20 protein-coding genes are annotated in these 19,503 nt (G+C 70.7%); 6 read left to right on the forward strand and 14 right to left on the reverse strand.

Annotated features, from left to right (window positions below; genetic code table 11):
- Positions 1-49: 49 nt before the first annotated feature.
- Positions 50-619 carry an RNA polymerase-binding protein DksA gene (gene dksA, locus ABEA07_RS21290; RefSeq protein WP_345540538.1) on the reverse strand — a complete coding sequence of 190 codons (570 nt, stop codon included), beginning with the start codon at positions 617-619 and terminating at the stop codon, positions 50-52.
- Here dksA and ABEA07_RS21295 point away from each other — a divergent pair.
- Complete coding sequence (locus ABEA07_RS21295) at positions 573-1,112, forward strand: hypothetical protein (RefSeq protein ID WP_345540544.1); 540 nt, start codon at positions 573-575, stop codon at positions 1,110-1,112. The genes dksA and ABEA07_RS21295 overlap by 47 nt on opposite strands.
- A 130-nt stretch (positions 1,113-1,242) precedes the next feature.
- Here ABEA07_RS21295 and ABEA07_RS21300 read toward each other — a convergent pair whose 3' ends face one another.
- The 7 genes from ABEA07_RS21300 to ABEA07_RS21330 all read right to left on the reverse strand — a co-directional run bounded on the left by ABEA07_RS21300 (position 1,243) and on the right by ABEA07_RS21330 (position 7,397).
- Positions 1,243-2,286 carry a CobW family GTP-binding protein gene (locus ABEA07_RS21300; protein ID WP_345540346.1) on the reverse strand — a complete coding sequence of 348 codons (1,044 nt, stop codon included), beginning with the start codon at positions 2,284-2,286 and terminating at the stop codon, positions 1,243-1,245.
- Between the two features lie 93 nt (positions 2,287-2,379).
- A complete protein-coding gene (locus ABEA07_RS21305; protein ID WP_345540348.1) occupies positions 2,380-3,582 on the reverse strand; it encodes a class I SAM-dependent rRNA methyltransferase in 1,203 nt (400 codons plus the stop codon).
- Entirely contained in the window at positions 3,579-4,571 is a 993-nt protein-coding gene (locus ABEA07_RS21310; protein ID WP_345540349.1) for a tyrosine recombinase XerC, read from the reverse strand. The genes ABEA07_RS21305 and ABEA07_RS21310 overlap by 4 nt, the downstream gene beginning before the upstream one ends.
- Positions 4,555-5,181, reverse strand: coding sequence for a YdcF family protein (locus tag ABEA07_RS21315; protein ID WP_345540350.1), 627 nt, complete (start codon positions 5,179-5,181; stop codon positions 4,555-4,557). Before ABEA07_RS21315 ends, ABEA07_RS21310 begins: the two co-directional genes overlap by 17 nt.
- Positions 5,178-5,843, reverse strand: coding sequence for a DUF484 family protein (locus ABEA07_RS21320; RefSeq protein ID WP_345540352.1), 666 nt, complete (start codon positions 5,841-5,843; stop codon positions 5,178-5,180). The genes ABEA07_RS21315 and ABEA07_RS21320 overlap by 4 nt, the downstream gene beginning before the upstream one ends.
- A gap of 20 nt (positions 5,844-5,863) precedes the next feature.
- The gene (gene dapF / locus ABEA07_RS21325) at positions 5,864-6,739 is read right to left on the reverse strand and encodes a diaminopimelate epimerase (RefSeq protein ID WP_345540353.1); all 876 of its coding nucleotides are present in this window, start codon (positions 6,737-6,739) and stop codon (positions 5,864-5,866) included.
- A gap of 7 nt (positions 6,740-6,746) precedes the next feature.
- On the reverse strand, positions 6,747-7,397 hold the full coding sequence (locus ABEA07_RS21330) for a 2-hydroxychromene-2-carboxylate isomerase (protein ID WP_345540355.1): 651 nt from the start codon (positions 7,395-7,397) through the stop codon (positions 6,747-6,749).
- Here ABEA07_RS21330 and ABEA07_RS21335 point away from each other — a divergent pair.
- On the forward strand, positions 7,396-8,934 hold the full coding sequence (locus tag ABEA07_RS21335; protein ID WP_345540356.1) for an FAD/NAD(P)-binding protein: 1,539 nt from the start codon (positions 7,396-7,398) through the stop codon (positions 8,932-8,934). The genes ABEA07_RS21330 and ABEA07_RS21335 overlap by 2 nt on opposite strands.
- Position 8,935: 1 nt before the next feature.
- Here ABEA07_RS21335 and ABEA07_RS21340 read toward each other — a convergent pair whose 3' ends face one another.
- Together ABEA07_RS21340 and ABEA07_RS21345 are read right to left on the reverse strand one after the other, a co-directional pair.
- Positions 8,936-9,961 carry a Bug family tripartite tricarboxylate transporter substrate binding protein gene (locus tag ABEA07_RS21340; protein WP_345540357.1) on the reverse strand — a complete coding sequence of 342 codons (1,026 nt, stop codon included), beginning with the start codon at positions 9,959-9,961 and terminating at the stop codon, positions 8,936-8,938.
- 109 nt (positions 9,962-10,070) lie between these two features.
- Positions 10,071-10,775: a histidine kinase gene (locus ABEA07_RS21345; protein WP_345540359.1), complete on the reverse strand. Its 705-nt coding sequence runs from the start codon at positions 10,773-10,775 to the stop codon at positions 10,071-10,073.
- A 128-nt stretch (positions 10,776-10,903) separates the two neighbouring features.
- Here ABEA07_RS21345 and ABEA07_RS21350 point away from each other — a divergent pair, with 128 nt between their 5' ends.
- Positions 10,904-11,710: an alpha/beta hydrolase gene (locus ABEA07_RS21350; protein ID WP_345540361.1), complete on the forward strand. Its 807-nt coding sequence runs from the start codon at positions 10,904-10,906 to the stop codon at positions 11,708-11,710.
- 28 nt (positions 11,711-11,738) lie between these two features.
- On the opposite strand, the gene ABEA07_RS21355 is transcribed toward ABEA07_RS21350, so the two are convergent.
- Together ABEA07_RS21355 and ABEA07_RS21360 are read right to left on the reverse strand one after the other, a co-directional pair.
- Positions 11,739-13,028: a cyanate transporter gene (locus ABEA07_RS21355; RefSeq protein WP_345540362.1), complete on the reverse strand. Its 1,290-nt coding sequence runs from the start codon at positions 13,026-13,028 to the stop codon at positions 11,739-11,741.
- On the reverse strand, positions 13,025-14,236 hold the full coding sequence (locus ABEA07_RS21360) for an amidohydrolase family protein (RefSeq protein WP_345540363.1): 1,212 nt from the start codon (positions 14,234-14,236) through the stop codon (positions 13,025-13,027). Before ABEA07_RS21360 ends, ABEA07_RS21355 begins: the two co-directional genes overlap by 4 nt.
- A 160-nt stretch (positions 14,237-14,396) precedes the next feature.
- Between ABEA07_RS21360 and ABEA07_RS21365 the strand changes: the two genes are divergently transcribed.
- Positions 14,397-15,197, forward strand: coding sequence for a GntR family transcriptional regulator (locus ABEA07_RS21365; RefSeq protein WP_345540364.1), 801 nt, complete (start codon positions 14,397-14,399; stop codon positions 15,195-15,197).
- On the opposite strand, the gene corA is transcribed toward ABEA07_RS21365, so the two are convergent.
- Positions 15,133-16,110: a magnesium/cobalt transporter CorA gene (gene corA, locus ABEA07_RS21370; protein WP_345540365.1), complete on the reverse strand. Its 978-nt coding sequence runs from the start codon at positions 16,108-16,110 to the stop codon at positions 15,133-15,135. The two genes, ABEA07_RS21365 and corA, sit on opposite strands and share 65 nt — an antisense overlap.
- A 175-nt stretch (positions 16,111-16,285) precedes the next feature.
- Between corA and ABEA07_RS21375 the strand changes: the two genes are divergently transcribed.
- Positions 16,286-17,209 carry a DMT family transporter gene (locus ABEA07_RS21375; protein ID WP_345540366.1) on the forward strand — a complete coding sequence of 308 codons (924 nt, stop codon included), beginning with the start codon at positions 16,286-16,288 and terminating at the stop codon, positions 17,207-17,209.
- A 39-nt stretch (positions 17,210-17,248) separates the two neighbouring features.
- Here the strand turns inward: ABEA07_RS21375 and ABEA07_RS21380 are convergent, their stop codons facing one another.
- Positions 17,249-18,610 carry a TRAFs-binding domain-containing protein gene (locus ABEA07_RS21380; protein WP_345540367.1) on the reverse strand — a complete coding sequence of 454 codons (1,362 nt, stop codon included), beginning with the start codon at positions 18,608-18,610 and terminating at the stop codon, positions 17,249-17,251.
- Between the two features lie 188 nt (positions 18,611-18,798).
- On the opposite strand from ABEA07_RS21380, the gene ABEA07_RS21385 reads away from it, so the two are divergent.
- A complete protein-coding gene (locus tag ABEA07_RS21385) occupies positions 18,799-19,482 on the forward strand; it encodes a hypothetical protein (RefSeq protein WP_345540368.1) in 684 nt (227 codons plus the stop codon).
- The last annotated feature ends 21 nt before the right edge of the window (positions 19,483-19,503 follow it).

A 19,503-nucleotide genomic window follows, 5' to 3' on the forward strand; every position in this document is an offset into this window, starting at 1 on the left:
CGAGGGGGTTGGCGGACCACACGAAGTGGGGGAGCCTGGGGGAGAACATTCAATCCCCGAACATCTTCTGCTTGAGCTCGCGGCGCTGCTGCGCCTCGAGCGAGAGGGTGGCGGTCGGACGTGCCAGCAGGCGGCCGACGCCGATGGGCTCGCCGGTCTCGTCGCAGTAGCCGTAGTCGCCGGCATCGATGCGCTGGATCGACTGCTCGATCTTCTTGAGCAGTTTGCGCTCGCGGTCGCGCGTGCGCAGTTCGAGAGCATGCTCTTCCTCGATGGTGGCGCGGTCGGCGGGATCGGGCACCACCACGGTGTCCTCGCGCAGGTGCTCGGTGGTCTCGCCGGCATTGTCCAGAATGCCCCGCTTCAGCGCCAGAAGCTTCAGGCGGAAATAGGCCATCTGCTTGTCGTTCATGTATTCCGAGTCCGGCATCGCGATCACCTCGGCGTCGGTCAGTTCCTCCGGCGCCTTGGTCTTCCAGTTGTTGGCCAGCTTGGGATCTTTCTTGATCGCCAGGGGCGGCGGCGGCACCAGCGCGTTGCTGGACACCTGCACGAAACTGGATTTCGCGGCCGTGGACGCCACCGATTGCGGCATGGACGGCACCGTCACTTGCGACAACCGAGACGACGGGCGCGCGCTGCGGGTGGGTGCGGCCTCGGCGGAGGACGGGGAGCTGGTGGGGTGGGTCGGAGTAGTCATAGCAGGTGTCGCCGCGGCGGCGGCTGCCGCCTTTTTAACGGGTGTCGATGAAACGGGAGCGGCGGCGTGGGAGTCGGCCGCCTTGGTTGAGGACGTGCCCGCGGCCGACTTCGACGACGCGGCAGGCTTCGGGGACTGGGGTGCGGAAACCTTCTGCGCGGGCACGGCCTGCTTCGCCACGGCCGTCTTCTTGACGGCAGGTCTGGAAACGGGCTGTGCCGGGGCGATGGGTTTCTTCACGGTGACTGGCTCCTTCGACGAACTGGTACACGCTTTTCTTGGGGTTCGACCCCGGGAGAACCACGCTGCCCGGCAGCTGCCTGGATCCCCGCCTGTCAAGGCGCCCGCCGATGGCGAACCAAGGGGTTATACCCCCGAAAGCGGGCCGGAAACGTGCGCGACTCCATGCTGAAAGTCACACAAGGCCCGGGGAAGAAGATCTATGGCCTCCGGAACAGGCGCGCGATTGTATAGATAAAAAGACTGCGGCGGCCCGCAGGCCGCCGCAGTCTTCGGATTCCGGCTGTCGCTACCGGACTTTCCTAGACCAGGCACTGCTCCAGCCCCTGCTCCAGGATTTCCCGGGGCAGGTCGATGCCGATGAACACCATGCGGCTGTTGCGCTTTTCCTCCGCCCCCCAGGCCGGCCCGAGGTCGCTGCCCATGAGCTGGTGCACGCCCTGGAAAATCACCTTGCGCTCGGTGCCCTGCATGTGCAGCACGCCCTTGTAGCGCAGCATGCGTGGGCCGTAGATGTTGACGATGGCGCCCAGGAAGTCCTCCAGCCGCGCCGGGTCGAAGGGCCGGTCGGCGCGGAAGACGAAGCTCTTGACGTCGTCGTCGTGGTGATGGTGGTGGCCATGGCCCTCGTGGGCGTGCGAGGGGTGGTCGCAGTGCTCGCCATGTTCGTGGTCATGGTCATGCTCGTCTTCCTTCAGGAAGTCCGGGTCGATGTCCAGCTTGGCGTTCAGGTTGAAGCCGCGCAGGTCGAACACATCCTTGAGCGGCACGTCGCCGAAATGCACCGCCTGCTGCGGCGCGCGCGGGTTCATGTGCTTGAGGCGGTGGATCAGCGCCTCGGTTTCTTCCTTGGCGACCAGGTCGGTCTTGCTGATGAAGATCTGATCGGCAAAGCCGACCTGGCGGCGCGCCTCCTGCCGGTCGTTGAGCTGCTGCGGCGCGTGCTTGGCGTCCACCAGGGTGAGGATGGAATCGAGCAGGTAGCTCTCGGCGATCTCGTCGTCCATGAAGAAGGTCTGGGCGACCGGGCCCGGGTCGGCCAGGCCGGTCGTTTCGATCACCACGCGGTCGAAATCCAGCAGGCCCTTGCGCTTCTTGGCCGCCAGCAGTTGCAGCGCCTCGCGCAGGTCTTCGCGGATGGTGCAGCAGATGCAGCCATTGCTCATCTGCACGATCTGCTCCTTGGACTCGGTGACCAGGATGTCGTTGTCGATGTTCTCCTCGCCGAATTCGTTTTCGATGACGGCGATCTTCTGCCCGTGCGCCTCGGTCAGGATGCGCTTGAGCAGCGTGGTCTTGCCGGAGCCGAGAAAGCCGGTGAGGATGGTGGCGGGAATGAGGGCCATGGATGCTCCGGGAATGAGGGAAAGCGGAAAAGGCCGAAAGTTTAGCCACGCGTCCCCGGCCCCGCTCCGGAAAGGGCAAAGGCGCGCGGGCCGCTACTTGCGCACCACCACCAGCCCTTTCAGGTACTCGCCCTCGGGGAATTCGATGGTCATGGGATGGTCCGGCGCCGCGCCCAGGCGCTCGCAGATGTAGCCGTCCACCCCCGCGTCGATGCCGGCCGAAGCCACGATCTTGTGAAACAGGTCGGCACCGATGCCCCCGGAGCACGAGAAGGTCAGCAGCACGCCGCCGGGATCGAGCAGCTTGAGCGCCAGCCGGTTCAAGTCCTTGTAGGCACGGGCCGCGCGCTCGGCGTGGGCCACGGTGGGTGCGAACTTGGGCGGATCGAGCACGATCGCGTCGAAGCGACGCCCCTCGTCGAGGAAGCGGCGCAGGGAGGCGTTGACGTCGGCATCCAGGAATTCGGTGGCCGCGCCGGGGAAGCCGTTCAGCGCCACGTGGGCCCGCGCGCGCTCCAGGGCCGGCAGGGACGAATCGATGGACAGCAGCTGCGCCCCTTCCAGCGCACCGGCCGCCTTCAGGCCCGCCAGGGCCGCGACGGTGAAGCCGCCGGTGTAGCAGAAGCAATTGAGCACGCGCCGAAAGCGCCGGTGCCGCGCCAGCTCGGCAAAACGCCGGCGACTGTCACGCTGGTCGAGATAGAAGCCGGTCTTGTGGCCGCTCGCGATGTCCAGCGTGAGCTGCCAGTCGTGCTCGCGGATGCTCAGCTCGGTCGGCCCGCTGCCGCGCAGCCATCCGGTCACCGGCGGCAGGCCTTCGCGCTCGCGGCCGCTGGCGTCCGAACGCTCGTACAGCTTCGCGAGCCCGGTGGCCGCGAGCAGCGCATCGGCCAGCACGCCCTTCCAGCGCTCGGCACCGGCCGACAGGAACTGGGCCACCAGGGTGTCGCCGTAGCGGTCGACGATCAGGCCCGGCAGCCCGTCGGCCTCGCCGTGGACCAGGCGCACGCCGTCGCTCTGCAGCTCGAAGAGCTGCCGTGCCGCGACCGCCGCGGCCACCCGCGACGTGAAGAAGCTCGCGTCGATGCGCTGCTTCTCGTCGAAGCTCCAGGCCCGCGCGCGGATCTTGGAATGCGGGCTGAAAGCCGCCCAGGCAAGGAAGCGGCCGTCCTCGGCCTCGATGCGCACGGTCTCGCCGGCATCGCCGCCGCCCTTGGCGATGGCGGAATCGAAGACCCAGGGGTGGCGGCGCAGGAGGGAGCGCTCCTTGCCGGGCCGCAGGCGCAAGACTTTCATTTCTCTTTCTTCGGAATCGAGGCCGGACGCTCCTCGCGGGCCCGGGCGCGCGGGTGCGCGGCGTCGTAGGCCTGGGCCAGGTGCTGGAAGTCCAGCCGGGTATAGATCTGCGTGGTCGAGATGTTGGCGTGGCCCAGCAGTTCCTGCACCGCGCGCAGGTCGCTGCTCGACTGCAGCACGTGGCTGGCGAAGGAATGGCGCAGCATGTGCGGATGCACCGGGGCGTCCAGGCCTGCCTTCAGGCCGCGGCCGCGCAACTGGCGCCAGACGGACTGGGCCGACAGGCGCGTGCCGCTACGCCCGATGAAGAGCGCAGCGGCCGCGGACGGGTCGCGCAGCAGCGCGGCCGGCAGCGCGGGGCATTGGTCGCGCACGGCGATCCAGGCGGCCAGCGCTTCGGCGGCCTTCGTGCCGACCGGCACGATGCGGCGCTTGCTGCCCTTGCCGAGCACGCTGGCCTCCTTCGCGTCGAGGTCGACCCAGCCGCGCGCGTTGCCGCTGGCGCGCAGGTCCAGCCCCGTCAGCTCGCCGACGCGCAGACCGCAGCCGTAGAGCAGTTCGACGATGGCACGGTCGCGCGCCTCGGTCCAGGGGTCGGCCTGCTCGTCGTGCCAATCGGCCAGCTGCACCGCCTGGTCCACCGCCAGCGCCTTGGGCAACGGCCGCCCGGCCTTGGGGGCGTGCACGTCCTGCACCGGGTTCGAACCGACCAGCCCCTCGTGGCCCAGCCAGCGGTAGAAGCTGCGCCAGCACGAGAGCACCAGCGCGATGCCGCGCGATTCGCGCCCCGCGCTGTGCAGCTGTGCCATCCAGCGGCGCACGTGCGCGGTCTGGACGCGGTCCAGTGCCAGCCCCCCCGCGTGGGCCTTCTCCGCCAGCGTCGAGAGGTGGATCGCATAGAGCTCCACGGTGCGCGCCGCAAGCCGGCGCTCGACCCGCACGTGCTCGAGGTATTTCTCGATGAGCGGGGATTCAGTGGAGGTAGCCATTCGCCGCATTGTTCACGATGGCCAGCGGCTCCCGCAACGCGCCTCGGAAAGCCATCCCCCAACGCTGCCAGCAAGCGGTGGGCGCGGCCGCGTACTGCACCTCGAAGCGGCGGTCGAAGCCGGACGCCTGCACCAGGCGGCGCACCCGCCACAGGTGGTAGGGCTCGGTGACGACGATCACGCGCCCGGCGCCGGCCGCCTCCAGCAGCGGGCGCGACAGCCAGAGGTTCTCGCGCGTGGACTGCGACACCGACTCCAGCAGCATGTCGCCCGCGTAGCCGGCGTCCTGCGCGTGCTGGCGCATCACCTCGGCCTCGATGCGCCCGTCCTCCCGGTCCGCGCCGCCGGAGAAGAGCAGTTGCCGCACCAGGCCGGCGCGGGCCAGCGCGATGGCAGCATCGACGCGGCCCGTCAGGCAGGGGTTGGGGCGACCGTCGCGGTAGGCCCGGTTGCCGAGCACCAGCGCCACGTCGGCGGGCCAAGCCGGCGGGTGCGCGAGCCGTTCCCGCGCCTCGCGCCAGACCAGGGCGTGGATCACGAGATAAGCCAGCAGCAACAGGGCCAGCACGGCCAGTGCAGCCGGCAACGCGCGCCGCAGCCGGGCGGTCAAGAACGCAGGCGCGACAGCGCGGCCGAGGCCAGCTCGGCGATGCGCTCCAGGAAGTCGATGCCCATGTCGGCATGGAAGCGCTGGGGATCCGGCGAGGCCAGCACGAGCAGCCCGAAAGCCGGCGCCTCGGGCTCGGGTCGCAGCGGGATCAGCGCGATCGACACCGCGGCCTGCGGCTCCGCCAGCCAGCCGGCCACGTCGAAGCCGGAATTGACGCCGCAATAAGGCGCCGTCAGTGAAGTGGCCAGCGCCTTCATGTCCTCGCTCGCGTTCTGGGCATAAGCCTCGTTCGCGTAGGCCGCGTCGCAATCCCAGACCTTGATCGCCACTTGCGGCACCAGGAACAGCGTTTCCAGGTCGCTGGCGATGCGAATGGGGAGTGCGCGCGCATCGCGCGTGGTCAGCAGTCCGCGCGTCCAGCGCTGCAGGCGGTCGGCCGTGACCTCGTTCTCCGTGCCGTGGCGCACCATGTCCATCACCCGGTGCTCCAGGGCCTTGATCTTGTCGCGCAGCATCCCGGCCTGGCGCTCCTGCAGGCTGACGGCGCGCGTGCCGTGCGGGCTGGTGAGCTGCACCTGCGACAGCAGCTGGGCGTGGCGTTCGAAGAAGTCGGGCGTGTTCGCGAGGTAGTTGGCGATGTCGTCTTCTGTGATGGGATTCATGGCGGCTTGATGGATGGAATTCATGCGGCGTCCGGTACCTCGATGTCGCCTTCGAACACGGTGACGGCGGGGCCGGTCATGCGCACGGGGGCGTCGCCGCCGGCCCATTCGATGGTGAGCAGGCCGCCGCGGGTCTGCACGTCGACGCGGCGATCGAGACGGCCGAGCCGGATGCCCGCCACCACCGCGGCACAGGCGCCGGTGCCGCAAGCCAGGGTCTCGCCGGCGCCGCGCTCGAAGACGCGCAGGCGGACGTGGGTGCGGTCGACGATCTGCATGAAGCCGGCGTTGACGCGCTGCGGAAAGCGCGGATGGTGCTCGATGGCCGGGCCCTGCTTCGCCACCGGCGCGGTGTCGACGTCGGGCACGATCTGCACCGCGTGCGGGTTGCCCATGGACAGCACGGCGACCGACACCTTCGCGCTTTCGGCGTGCGTGCCGAGGGTGAGGTGCCAGGTGTGCCAGTCGTTGTCGTGCTCCGGGTCGAGGCCCGCGGTGTCGAAGGGCACGCGCTGCGGCTCGAAGATGGGTGCCCCCATGTCGACCGTGACGCGGCCGTCGGCGCCCATCGCCGGCTCGATCACGCCGGCGAGGGTCTGCACGCGCACCGACTCCTTGTCGGTCAGGCCGTGCTCGCGCACGAAGCGCATGAAGCAGCGCGCGCCGTTGCCGCATTGCTCGACTTCGCCGCCGTCGGCATTGTGAATGACGTACTGGAAGTCGATGCCTGCGGCCGGCGAGGGCCGCACGCTGAGGATCTGGTCGGCACCGACGCCGAAATGGCGGTCGGCCAGGAAGCGGTACTGCCCCGGGCTCAGGCCCAGCGGGCTGCGGGTCTCGTCCAGCACGACGAAGTCGTTGCCGGCTCCCTGCATCTTGGTGAAGCGGATTCGCATCGCAGGATTATCTGCCTCGCAGCCGATCCAGCGCCCGATCCAGGAAGCCCAGCCGGTCCTGGCCCCAGAAACGCTCGCCCTCCAGCACGAAGGTGGGCGAGCCGAACACGCCCAGCGCGACCGCCTCCTCGCCGTTGGCGCGGTAGGTGGCCTGGGTTTCCGGGGCGCGCTCCAGCGCCTGCAGGGCGGCGCCGTCGTAGCCGTTCTCGTCGGCCACCGCGATGCGCACCTTCGCATCGGAGGTGTCGCGCTCCTCCACCCACAGGGCGCGCAGCAGCGCGTGCGACAGCGGCTGCGCATCCAGGCCCTGCAACTGCGCCGCGATCACCATCCAGCCGGCGTACTTGTTCCAGTCCGGGTCGGAGGGCGGGCCCTTGGGATAGTGCGCCGGCTCCAGCACCAGCGGCATGCCGAGGTAGTCGCGCCAGCGCGCGAGCTCGAGGGCGTGGTAGCTGCGGCGCGCCTCGGGACGGGTCTTGAGCGGAATGCCGCCGGTCTGCGGCACCACGGCCTGGAAGTCGTAGGGCTTGAGCGCGAGCCGCACGTGGTGGCGGCGCACGATGTCCTGCAGTTGCGGGCCGCCGAGGTAGGCCCAGGGCGAGGAGAGGCTGTAGTAGCAATCGAGGGCGATCATCGATTGGATTATCTTCAGCCCCATGTCCGCTCCCTCCTTCCCTGCCGCGCTGCCGCTGGTGCCCCCGCAGTTCACCACCAGCCCGCGCGATACCGCCGCCCTGGAAGCGCTCGCCGCGCAGGCGCGCGCCGATCTCGAACGCATCAACGTCCCGCCTGCGGCCTGGATGCTGCCCGACACCTCGGCCACCGGCGAGGCACCCGTGCTCGACGTGCTGGTGGCCGGCGCCGGCATGTGCGGCCAGACCGCGGCCTTCGCGCTGCGACGCGAGGGCGTGACGAACATCCGCGTGATCGACCGCGCCGCGCGCGGCGAGGAAGGCCCGTGGGGCACCTACGCGCGCATGCTGACCCTGCGCAGCCCCAAGCAGGTCGGCGGCCCGGAGCTGGGTGTGCCCTCGCTGTCCTTCCGTGCCTGGTACGAGGCACAGCACGGCGCCGAGGGCTGGCAGGCATTGCACAAGATCGGCCGCATCGACTGGCGCGACTACCTGCTGTGGGTGCGCGATACGGCCGGCCTGCCGGTGGCGAACGGCGTCGCGCTGCACTCGGTGTCCCACCTCGAGAACGGCCGGCTGCTGGCCCTGGAACTGCAAGGCCCCGGCGGCCGTCGCGAGACCGTGCGAGCGCGCCAGCTGGTACTGGCCCTGGGCCGTGACGGCAGCGGTGCCGCGCGCTGGCCTGAATTTCCCTCCCTGCGCCGCGGCGATCCGCATGCGGCGGGCAGGGTCTTCCACTCGGCCGATGCGATCGACTTCCCGGGCCTGGCCGGGCGCCGCATCGGCGTGCTGGGCGCCGGCGCCTCGGCCTTCGACAACGCCGGCAGCGCGCTCGAAGCCGGCGCGGCGCAGGTGCAGCTCTTCGCACGCCGGACGCACCTGCCGCAGGTGAACAAAAGCAAGGCGGCCTCCAGCCACGGCTTCCTGCGCGGCTTCGAGGGACTGGACGATGCGCGCAAGTGGCGCGTCTACACCTACATCTTCGACGAGCAGGTGCCGCCGCCCTGGGAGAGCGTGCGCCGCTGCGACGCACACGACGCCTTCACCCTGCGCCTGGGCACGCCCTGGCTGGACGTGGCGCCCGACGCCGAGGGCGTGACCGTGACCCTGCCCGACGGCGGCACGGAGCGCTTCGATGCCGTGATCTTCGGCACCGGCTTCGACGTCGACCTGCTGGACCGGCCCGAGATCGCCCCCTACACCGCGCGCGTCGACACCTGGGCCCGCCACGTGTCGCCCGACGAGGCCCGGCGCCACCCCGAGCCGGCGCGCTTTCCCTACCTGGGCCCGGGCTTCGAGCTGCGCAGCCGCGGCGACGGCCCCATGGGCGAAGCCGAAGCGCTGGGGCGCATGCGCCTGTTCAACTGGGGTGCCACCATGAGCCACGGCGCGCTGGCCGGCGACATTCCCGGCCTGGCCATCGGCGCCACGCGGCTGGCCCAGGCGATCGCCCGCGACCTGTTCGTCGAGGATGCCGACCGCCACTGGACGCGCCTGCAGGCCCACGAGGAGCCGGAACTGATCGCCACCCGCTGGTACACCGGCCCGAGGGCCGCCGCCTGAATCAGGCCTCCGATCGGATCCCCCGCATCATGATCACGCCGCCCAGCTGCGCCGTGTCGCTGCGCATGCGGTAGGCCAGCGACTGCGGCGTGCCGGCCTCGCCCTGCCAGCCGGCCTTGAGCAGCTGGGCCTGGACCTCCGGCGAAGCCACGACCTCGCCGAGCGCCGCGTTGAGCCGGGCGATGGCCGGCCTGGGCAGGCTGGCCGGCGCCGCCAGGGCGGTCCAGATCTCAAGGTCGAAGCCGCGCACGTCGGCCTCGCGCAGCGTGGGCAGCTCCTGGAACAGGGGGCTGCGCTGCGGCGAGGTCACGCCGATGGCCTTGAGCTTGCCCGAGACGACGTGCGGCCTGGCCAGCCCGGGCGGCAGCAGCGCCAGCTGGATCTGGCCGGCCAGCATGGCGGCGATGACCTGCGGGTTGCCGGTGAAGGGCACGTGCTGCGGTGCGATGCTCGTGCGCGCCCGCAACAGCTCCATGCCCAGGTGGCCGACGGTGCCGACGCCCGGCGAGCCGTACTTCCCCTTCTCGCCCAGGTTGCGCGCCCACAGCAGCAGCTCGGCCGGCGTGTTGCCGGCAGCGTCGCCGGAGGCCGCCAGCACCAGCGGCGCGGTGCCGATCAGTCCGACTGGTGCGAAGTCCTTCTCCGGATCGAAGGGCGTGGCCGGGTTGAGCAGCTTGGCGATGGTCAGGTTGCCGTTGATCAGTGCTCCGATGGTGTGGCCATCCTGCGCCTTCGCCACCTGGTCGGCCGCCAGGTTGCCGCTGGCGCCCGGCTTGTTCTCCACCACCACGGGCTGCCCCAGCAGCTTCGACAGCGGCTCGGCGATGGCACGCGCCGCGAGGTCGGGCGAGGCGCCGGCCGGGAAGCCCACCAGGATGCGCAGCGGCTGGGTCGGCCAGGCACCGGTTGCGGCGGCTGCGCTTGCACGCCCGAGGCGGGCAGGGGGCGAGGAGGTCTGCTGGGCCCACGCGGCCGGGGCACACAAGGACACGGCCAGGCTCTGGAGCAAGCGACGTTTGGTGATCATGGATGCTGGGGAAGTGTTGCAAATACAGGTAACACGAAGTTACGTCAGCATTTGCTGCAGCGCAAGACAACCAAATGCCTCACCGGCCAAGCCGGCCGGCTCCCCTTCTTCAGGCCGGTTGGCGCAGCGACAGGTGGACCGTGTCGCCCTCGATCACCACCGTGTAGCCCAGGCCGTCGGCCAGCGCCTGCAGCGCGATCGCGTCGATCGCCAGCTTGCGCGGCGCGCGCAACGCACCGGCCATGGGCGGCACCGGGTCGTTGGACAGCGGCTCCTTCCCGCCGCGGGTCGCCGTGAAGCGCAGCCCCTCCGGGCCGTCGGCCGCGATGTGAAGGGCGCTCAGGTCCTCCGTGCTGTCGTGCAGATAACCCAACGCACCGAGCACCAGGTAGCGCAGCGAGGCGCCTTCCGGCAGGCGTGCTTCGTCCGCGGCGCCGGGGGACAGTGCCTCATCCACCTGCAGGCGGATGCCGTTGAGCTCGAAGGCGGCCCGCATGAGCGAGGCGCAGCGCGCCACCAGGGCGCTGCGGGTCGTGCCGTCGTCGCTGACGGCCAGTTCCCAGTCGCGCAAGGACCGGACGCCGTCGGCCAGGGCATCGATCTGCTCGGAGATCGAAGCGATCTGGCGCTCCCAGGCAGCTTCGTCGACCTTCTCGGCGGCCGAGCGGTGCTTGAGCAGCATCAGGCCCATGCGGACGACAGAAAGCGGCGCGACCATGTCGTGCCGCAGCGCCGGCAGGGCACGCGTGAGCAGCTCGTGCCGCACGCCGGCGACGATCCAGCTGCGGGCGCCAGGTGAGGCTTTGACTTTCAATTGAATGTTCGCTCCATGCGCAAAAGCTGCGGCAGTATGGGCATCGAACGGCGCCGGACCCTGTAGGAGAGGGTCTACTCCCATCCCTCCCCACGCCGCCGGTGCATTCTGGAAGAATGCCGTCGACCATGGACGACCCGCAATACCAGTACGTGCAAGGGCAGGCACGCCCCAGCTTCCCGGCCCTGCTCGCCGATTTCCAGGCCCGCAGCGATGCGGCCGCCGCTACCAGCCCCTGCCGCCTCGACCTGCGCTACGGCCCGGCCCAGCGACAGCGTTTCGACCTCTTTCCCGCGCACGGGCGGCCGCGCGGCATCATGGCCTACTTCCACGCCGGTTACTGGCAGTCACGTGACAAGTCGCTCTTCCGCTTCATCGCACCGGCTTACGCCGAGGCCGGGCTGCATGTCGCTCTGGTGAACTATCCCCTGTGCCCGGAGGTCTCGGTCGCCGCGCTGGTCGACGCGGCGAGCGCCTGCGTCCCGGCGATCCGCGCAGAGGCCGGCGACGGCCTGCCGCTGCTGCTCGCCGGCCATTCGGCCGGCGCCCATATCGCGGCCGAACTGGCCCTGCGGCGCTCGCCCGCCGAGCCGCCCGTCGCGGGCGTCGCGGCGCTCAGCGGCATCTACGACCTGGTGCCCCTGGTGTCGACCACGCTCAACGAGAAGCTGCAACTGGATGCGGACGGCGCACGGGCCTGCTCGCCGCTGCACCGGGTGCGCGCCGCCGTGGCGCCCGCGCTGGTCGCGGTAGGCGCGGCCGAGACGCCGGCCTTCCTGGCGCAGGCCCGCGACTTCCACCGCGCCTGGACCGGCGCCGGCAACCCCGCCGTGCTGCACGAGGAGGATGGCGCCGACCACTTCAGCCTGCTGGAAGCCTTTGCTTCGCGCGGCCAGCGCCTGTTCGACCGGGTGCTCGGCCTGCTCGGCACCTGAAGCCGCGCGGCATCCGGCGCCCGGCGCCTCAGCGCGACACGACCGCGGCAGGCAGCGGCAGCCCCTGGCGCGTGCCGAACAGCCCGCGCGTGGCCCGCGCATGGCGGCGCGGATCGAAGCGCCAGGTCAACGCCAGCAACAGCACCACGACGACGGCGAGCCAGCCCCAGGCGCCGTCGAAACTGCCGGTCGCCGCCCGCACCCCGCCGGTCACGAAGGGGGCCAGTGCCGCGATCATGAAGCCGAAGCACTGCATGAAGGCGGCCAGCGTGCCGGCCTGGGACGGGTCGGGCAGGTGGTCCAGCGCCAGCACCATCGCCAACGAGAAGCCCCCGCCCAGGCCGAAGCCCAGCAGCGCGACCACCGGCGGTGCGGGCGAGAGCTTCAGCATCAGGCCGGCGAAACCCGCGAGCTGGACCAGCAGCATCGCGGCCAGCCAGGGCCGCAGTTCGCGCCGGCCGCGCGCCAGCGCCGGCACCGCGAACGCGGCCACCACCTGGGCCGCGGTCATCAGGGCCAGCAATGCGCCCGCGGCCTGCGGGCTCCAGCCCTGCTGCGCGAAGGCCGGCGGCAGCCACGCGACCAAGCTGGTGTAGCCGCCGTTGAGCAGCCCGAAATAAAGCGCAAGCAGCCAGGCCCGCCGGTTCGAAAAGCACTGCAGCCAGCCCCGCTCCCCGGACGCCGTGCCCACCGGCGCGGCCACGGGCAGCAGCGCCGCGCGCCCGGCCAGCGCCCAGGCCGCCAGCGCCAGCACCGCAGGCAGGGCCCAGAAGGCCAGCCCCGCATGCCAATCGCCCGCCCATCGGGCGATCCAGGGGCCGCCCATGGCACCCAGCCCGCCGCCGCCCATCAAGGCGCTCGAGTAAAGACCCATGACCACGCCCATCCCCACCGGGTAGGCGCGCTTGATGATCGCCGGCATCAGCGCCTGCACCAGGCCCGCGCCCAGGCCGGCCAGCGCGGCGCTGCCCATCAGGGCCGCGGGCGAGCCGGCCAGCCAGCGGCTCGCGCAGGCCAGCGCGATGGCGGCCAGGCCCAGGCCCATCGCGGCGCGCTCGCCGATGCGCTGCGCCAGCGCCACGCCGGCCAGCGACAACGGCCCCATCGCGAACATCGGCAGCACCGTGAGCAGCGCGGCGCCCTGGAAGCCCAGGCCGGTGGCGCCGCGGATCTCGCCCAGGAGCGGGCTGCTGGCGGTCAGGAAGGCGCGCAGGTTGATGGCGATCAGCACGATCACCAGCGCCAGCCCCACGGCGGCGAGCCCGCGCCGCGTCGAGGCCTGGCCGTTCACCGGCGTACCTTCGGCCGCGGTGCTCATGCCGCCCACGGCCCCGGCAGCAAGGCACCGTCGCGCGCGACGATCCGCCCGGCGGCCACCACGAGTTGCCGCACCGGGCGTGCCACCACCGCCTCGGCGACGGTGCGGGCCTGTACCAGCACCAGGTCCGCGCGGCGACCGGGCGCCAGCCCGTAGTCCTCGAAGCCCAGGCCATCCGCGCCGGCGGCCGTGATGCAGTCGAGCGCGATCGCCAGTTCGTCGTCGCGCCGCAGGTTGTAGCGCAGGCCGATCAGCATCGCGCGCTCCAGCATGTCGGGGCTGCCGTAAGGCGTCCAGGTGTCGCGGATGCCGTCGTTGCCGCCCAGCACCGTCACGCCGGCGCGCCGGCATTCCAGCAGCGGCGGCACGCTGCGCGCGGCCGGCGCGCTGGTGATCAGCACCACGCGCAGCGCGGCCATGCGTGCCAGCAGCGCCTCGCGCTCGGCCTCGGGCAGGTCGCCCAGGCAAAAGCCGTGGCTGATCGCCACCCGCCCCTGAAAGCCGAGCGCGGCGGTGCGGTCGAGGATCAGGCCCAGCGAGAACGCGCCCATCGCGCCCGGCTCATGCAGGTGGATGTCGAGCGGCCGCCCGTGGCGCTGCGCGATGCCGAAGAGGACGTCGAGCGAGCGCACCGGGTCGCCGTCGATGGCGCAGGGGTCCAGCCCGCCCAGCACGTCGGCACCGGCCTCCAGCGCCTGGCCCAGCAGCTCGGCCGTGCCGGGGCGGCCGAGCAGGCCCGATTGCGGGAAGGCCACGATCTGGATCTGCTGCACCGGCCGCATCGCCTCGCGCGTGCGCAGCACGCCCTCCAGGTGGCGCAGGCCGGCCTCGGTGTCGACGTCCACGTGGGTGCGCAGGCGCGACGTGCCCTCTGCCAGGAAGGCGCGTGCCAGCCGCAAGGACTGGATCGCCGCGTCGTGGCCGCTGACCTTGCGGAAGGCGCGCTCGTTCTCGATCCGGTCGATGAGCCGCGGGCCGACCTCGTTGCGGTACCAGTCCAGGCCCCACATCGTCTTGTCCAGGTGCGTGTGGCCCTCGACCAGCCCGGGCAGCAGCAGGGCGCCGCCGCCCTCCTCCACCGCGCAGCCCGGCGGCGCATCCAGCGCGGGGCCGAGGGCGGCGATGCGGCCCTCCTGCACCAGCAGGTCGACGGGCGAAGCGCCCAGGGGGCGGATACGGCGGATGAGCAGGGAGGGGGTGGCGGGCATGCGGTCGATTCGTCGGGCTCTGGATGGTCAACCATGTCACATATTTTGGTTAACCATGCATCATGGTAATCATCGACAAAACCCTGGTCAATGCGCGACCACGCCGGCCTGAAGGTCAAGGGCGCAGGTACCATTCGAACCGCTCACCCCCCTTTCGCCCATGCCTGCCGCCCGCCCCACCCGCACCGTCGCCCCATCGGATGCATCCTCCTCCGATGCGACCGAGGCCAGCGTCGACGAGCGCGTCTACGCCGCCGTCTCGCAGGCCTTGCTGAGCGGCCGACTGCGGCCGGGCACGCCGCTGCGCGAGCGCGCCCTGGCCGAGGCGCTGGGCTGCACGCGCGGCGCCATCCGCAAGGTGCTGGCCCGGCTCGGCGCAGAGAAGAAACTGGTACTCGAGCACAACCGCGGCGCCTTCGTGCCCGACCCCTCCGTCGAGGACATGCGCGGCATCTACCGCGCGCGCCGCATCGTCGAGGCCGGCCTGATCGCCACGCTGTGCGGCCGGCTCACGCGCGAGCAGGCGGCGGCCCTGCGCCGGCACGTCCAGGCCGAGCAGCGCGCCTTCAAGGAAGAGCGCCGCGCGGACGCGATCCGCCTGGCGGGCGAGTTCCACCTCTTGCTGGCGCAGATGGCGGCGAGCGCGGACCTGCTGTTCTACCTGCAGCGGCTGGTGGGCAACACCGAGCTCTACAAGGCCCTCTTTGACACGCCCGAGGCGGCCTGCTGCGCGCCGCGCGAGCACGAGCAGATCATCGAAGCGCTCGCCGGCCCCTCGCTGGAACGCGCGATGGCCGTGGCCCTGAACCACCTCGACGACCTGGAGCAGCGCGTGCTCGCCGGCGCCGCCGCGCGGCAGGCGCCGGACGACCTGGCCAGCCTGTTCGCGGCCGCCGCTACACCCAGCCCGCGCGGCGGAAGCGCCAGTACAGGAAGCCGCAGAGGCTCACGATCAGCGTGAGCGCCGCGTAATAGCCATAGCGCCATTTCAGCTCGGGCATGTGCTCGAAGTTCATGCCCCAGATGCCGGCGAAGGCCGTGCACACCGCGAAGATGGCGGCCCAGGCGGTGAAGCGCTTGGTGACCTCGTTGTCCTCGATGGTGACCATCGAGAGGTTGACCTGGATCGCCGTCACGATGGTGTCGCGGATGGCGTCGATGGTGTTGTTGATGCGGCCCAGGTGGTCCACCACGTCGCGGAAGTACTCCTGCGAACCCACGCAGATCTGCGGCACCCGCCCGCCGTGCAACTTGCCTGTGCCTTCCAGCATCGGCGCCACCGCGTGCTTGAGCAGGGTCAGGCGCTGCTTGAGCGCGTAGAGCTGCTTGATGTTCTCGCGCGCGGCGCCCTTGTCGAAGATGTGCTGCTCGATGGCCTCCAGCTCGACCTCGAAGGCATCGATCACCGGGAAGTAGCGGTCGACCACCGCATCCATCAGCGCGTAGAGCACGAAGCCCGGCCCGTTCTTCAGCAGCGCGGGTTCGCGCTCGCAACGCTCGCGCACCTCGACGAAGCCGTGTTCGCTGCGGTTGCGCACCGAGACCACGTAGTTGTGGCCGACGAAGACATCGAGCTCGCCCACGCTCAGGGCGCCCAGCCTGCCGTCGGAGCCGGTTTCGAGCAGATGCATCACGACGAACAGCGAGTCCGCGTATTCCTCCACCTTGGGCCGCTGGTGGCCGTGCTGCGCATCCTCGACCGCGAGGGGGTGCAGGTCGAACTCCTGGCGGACTTCCTCCAGTTCCTGGGGCGTCGGATCGTGCAGCGCGACCCAGACGAAGCAGCCCGGCAGCGCGGCGTACTCGTTGATCCGGGTGACGGGAATGTCGGCCAGCTTGGTGCCGTTTTCGTAGACGACGCAATTGACGAGCATGCGGGGCTGGGACAGTGGGCAGGGAGGGCATCTTGCCATGACGACGCGGGATGCCATGCAGGGGGCTCGGCCCTCGCGCCTGGGCGGGGCGCCCTTGCCCAATGGCGAACGGCGCGGCGCCGGTGGGCCGCTATAACCGGTCGTCCCTGCTCCCTTTGCTCCCTCCGTTCCACCGATGCCATCCGCCGCCTCCGCCGCCTGGGCCTGGATACCCCTGGTCCTCTGGGCTGCCCTCATGCAGACGCTGCGCAATGCCGCACAGCGCTCGCTGACGGCACAGACCGGCACGCTGGGCGCGACCCTGGTGCGCTTCCTCTATGGGCTGCCCTTCGCGCTGCTGTGGCTGGCGCTGCTGCATGCCCTTCCCGGCGAAGCCGCACCGGCGGTCCGCTTCGGGGCGGCCTACTTCGGCTGGCTGCTGCTCGGCGCGATCAGCCAGATCGCCGCCACCGCCTGCCTGCTGGCGGCGATGAAGGAACGCAACTTCATCGTGGGGGTGGCCTTCTCGAAGACGGAGGTGCTGCAGGTCGTGCTGTTCGGCGTGCTGTTCCTCCACGAGCTGCCCGGCGGGGTGGCGATCGCCGCGATGGTGGTCGCGACCCTGGGCGTGGTCCTCCTCTCCGTCCCGCGCGGCGCCACCGCCGCCCAGGCCGGCTGGAACGCACGCGCGGCCCTGTTCGGCCTGGTCTCGGGCGCCTGCTTCGCGCTGTCCGCGATCGGCTACCGCGGCGCCGCCCTGCAGCTTCCCGACTTGTCGCCCTGGCTGGCCGGCGCATGGGGCGTGGCCTGGGCCCAGGCGGCGCAGTCGCTGCTGCTGGCCGGCTGGCTGGCGCTGCGCTCGCCGGAATCGCTGCGCGCGGTCGCGCGGGCCTGGCGCGTCTCGCTGGCGGCCGGGCTGACCGGCGCGCTCGCCTCCATCGGCTGGTTCACCGCCTTCGCGCTGCACACGGCGGCCGAGGTGCGCACGCTGGGCCTGGTGGAGGTGTTCTTCAGCTACCTGGTCTCGCGCCGGCTGCTGCGCGAAGAGCTCAGCCGCATGGAGAAGCTGGGCCCGGCCCTGGTGCTGCTGGGGCTGGTGGGCCTGTACCTGCAGGCCTGAAAGGACATTCCGGCCCCGGGCTGGACACCCGGCGCAGCCCTATCTGCGCGACGCCGCCGTGACGAGCCGCTGGTGCGCCTGGTCCAGCTCCGCGTGGATGGCGTCGGTCCACGGCAGGCGCTCGTTGCGGCGGTCGCGGGCCTGCGCGATGAGGCGCAGATTGTTCAGCGTCGTCTCCGGTTCGAACGCTTCGCGGACCGCGGTCAGCGCCTGCAGCAGCGCTTCCATCGCGGCGGTCTCGTCCTTGCGCAGCACCGCGAGCTCGAGCTGCGTGGCATGGTCCCAGTAGTCGGGCCGACCTGCCGCCACGCGGCGATCGACCGCATAGGACACGACTTCCGCCAGGCGCTTGCGGCGCTCGTCGGGCGGCTCGGCGATCTCCATGAGCGTCACCGCGTTCACGCCCGGGTAGGCGTCGCGCCAGTCGGCTTCGAAGCCTTGCAAGTAGGTGTCGATGGCCTTCTTCAGCCAGCCTTTCGCCTGCAGGGCCTGCCCGGCTTTCTCGGCGGAACTCCAGCGGTCCTTGTACACGCGGCCGAGCAATCCGCAGGTTTCGGAAGATGGTCCCTTTTCCTTGATCAGCGCCTGGAGAACGCGCTCGCCCTCGTCGCCCCGGCCCGCACGGTTCAAGGCGAACGCGAGCTGCTCGCGCACCATGGCAGTCTGCGCCAGGGGCTTCGACATGCGCGCGACGAGCTGGATCATGCCGTCCCACTCTTTCACCGCGCGATAGGAGAGCATCAGGTCGATGACGATGCCGCCATCGACAAGATCCAGGCGCTGGTACTTCGCCAGGAGCTTCTTCTCCAACTCGCGCACCGCGTCCGCCCCTTGGGCACGTGCGGCCTGCAGCGCCTCTTTCATTTCCCTGGAGTACTGGACCTCCTTGCGGAACACGTCCGTCTTCTCGTGCTGCACGTTCGGGTAGTCTTCGACCAGCTGGTACAAGGGACTGTCGATCTTCGCGTCGTCCACGGCGTCTCTGAGACGTCGGGTGATCGCTTCGAGATCCGAGGCAACGGCGGAAGGCTTGCCGTCGGGCCCGAGGCGGTACGGAAGTCCTCGAAGCAAGGCGACGTCGAAGGGCAAGGCGCCCGCGTTCTCCGCAAAGATGCAGAGGGTGCTGCGGGGTTTGACGCCGTGCCGAACCCCCAGCTCGTAGAACACGTTCGCGTTCGCGGTGGTGAGGTCCGCGACGGCGTACTCGCACAGCACCAGGCGCTCGAACATCGGCTTGTGGATGATCCCGCCGGCCAGCTCTTCGTCCGCACGAATGGGCTCCAGGCCCGCGGCGACGACGGCCGGCTTGATCAGCTGCTGCCATACGGCGTCGAAATCGATGATCGCGCCACCGGTGGTCGGCTTTCGGCCGAAGGGCATCAGGACGAAGCAGAGGGACATGGGATTCCTTGCGTGGGTGCCGATCGAAGACCCGTGCGCCGAATGGAAACTTGCACCGCACGGTGCGCAAGGGCACATACTAGTCCACTGAAACATTGAAATGGGTGGTCAGGCCTGGTCCGACGCTGTGCGAGGCGGAGAGACCCGATGAGCTGCAGCCGCTCCGCGACCCACCCTCCAGAACGCCCATGTTCGACCGACGCGCCTTGCTGCTCTCCTGCGGATCCTCCCTCCTCGCGACCCACCACCGTGGAGCCGCAGCCGCCACGGCGACGGGCCGTGATCCTCGCGTCATTCGCGTCCAGCGCGGAACGGCGCCGGCGTCACTGCGCCCGCCTGGCCGACATGTCCTGACCTTCCTCGGCTACTCGGGCGCCGGCTATCAGAACCTGGCGGCGATGCTGGCCGAAGCCGCCGCGGTGCTCGCGAGGCATGACCCGGCGCGCACCACAGTGAACATCGGCGCCACGACCGACGGCATCGGCGCCGTGTACCGGCTGGCGCGGTCGCGAGGATTTCCCACCATGGGCATCGTGTCCTCGCAGGCGTTGAACAGTGGCGCGGCGTGGGCACCCGAAGTCGAGCGCATCGACGTGATCGACGACGCAACGTGGGGCGGCGCCGGCCCCGACGGGATGCTCAGCCCGACTTCGGCAGCGATGGTTGCCGTCAGCGACGAGATGGTGGCCATCGGCGGCGGCGCGATCGCCCGGGACGAGCTGATGGCAGCTCGCAGGGAAGGCAAGCGCTGCCGCTTCATCCCCGCCGAGTCGAACCACCAGATTGCGCGCGAGAAAGCGAGCAAGGCCGGCAAGCCTGTGCCGGCGAGCTTCGACAGTGTTCTGGGCACGAGGGCCTGGGAGTCGCCTTGAGCTGAGGCCTGAACGCACCCG

Origin of the sequence: Variovorax defluvii (assembly GCF_039541515.1) — a bacterium.
Classification (GTDB): Bacteria; Pseudomonadota; Gammaproteobacteria; order Burkholderiales; family Burkholderiaceae_C; genus Variovorax; species Variovorax defluvii.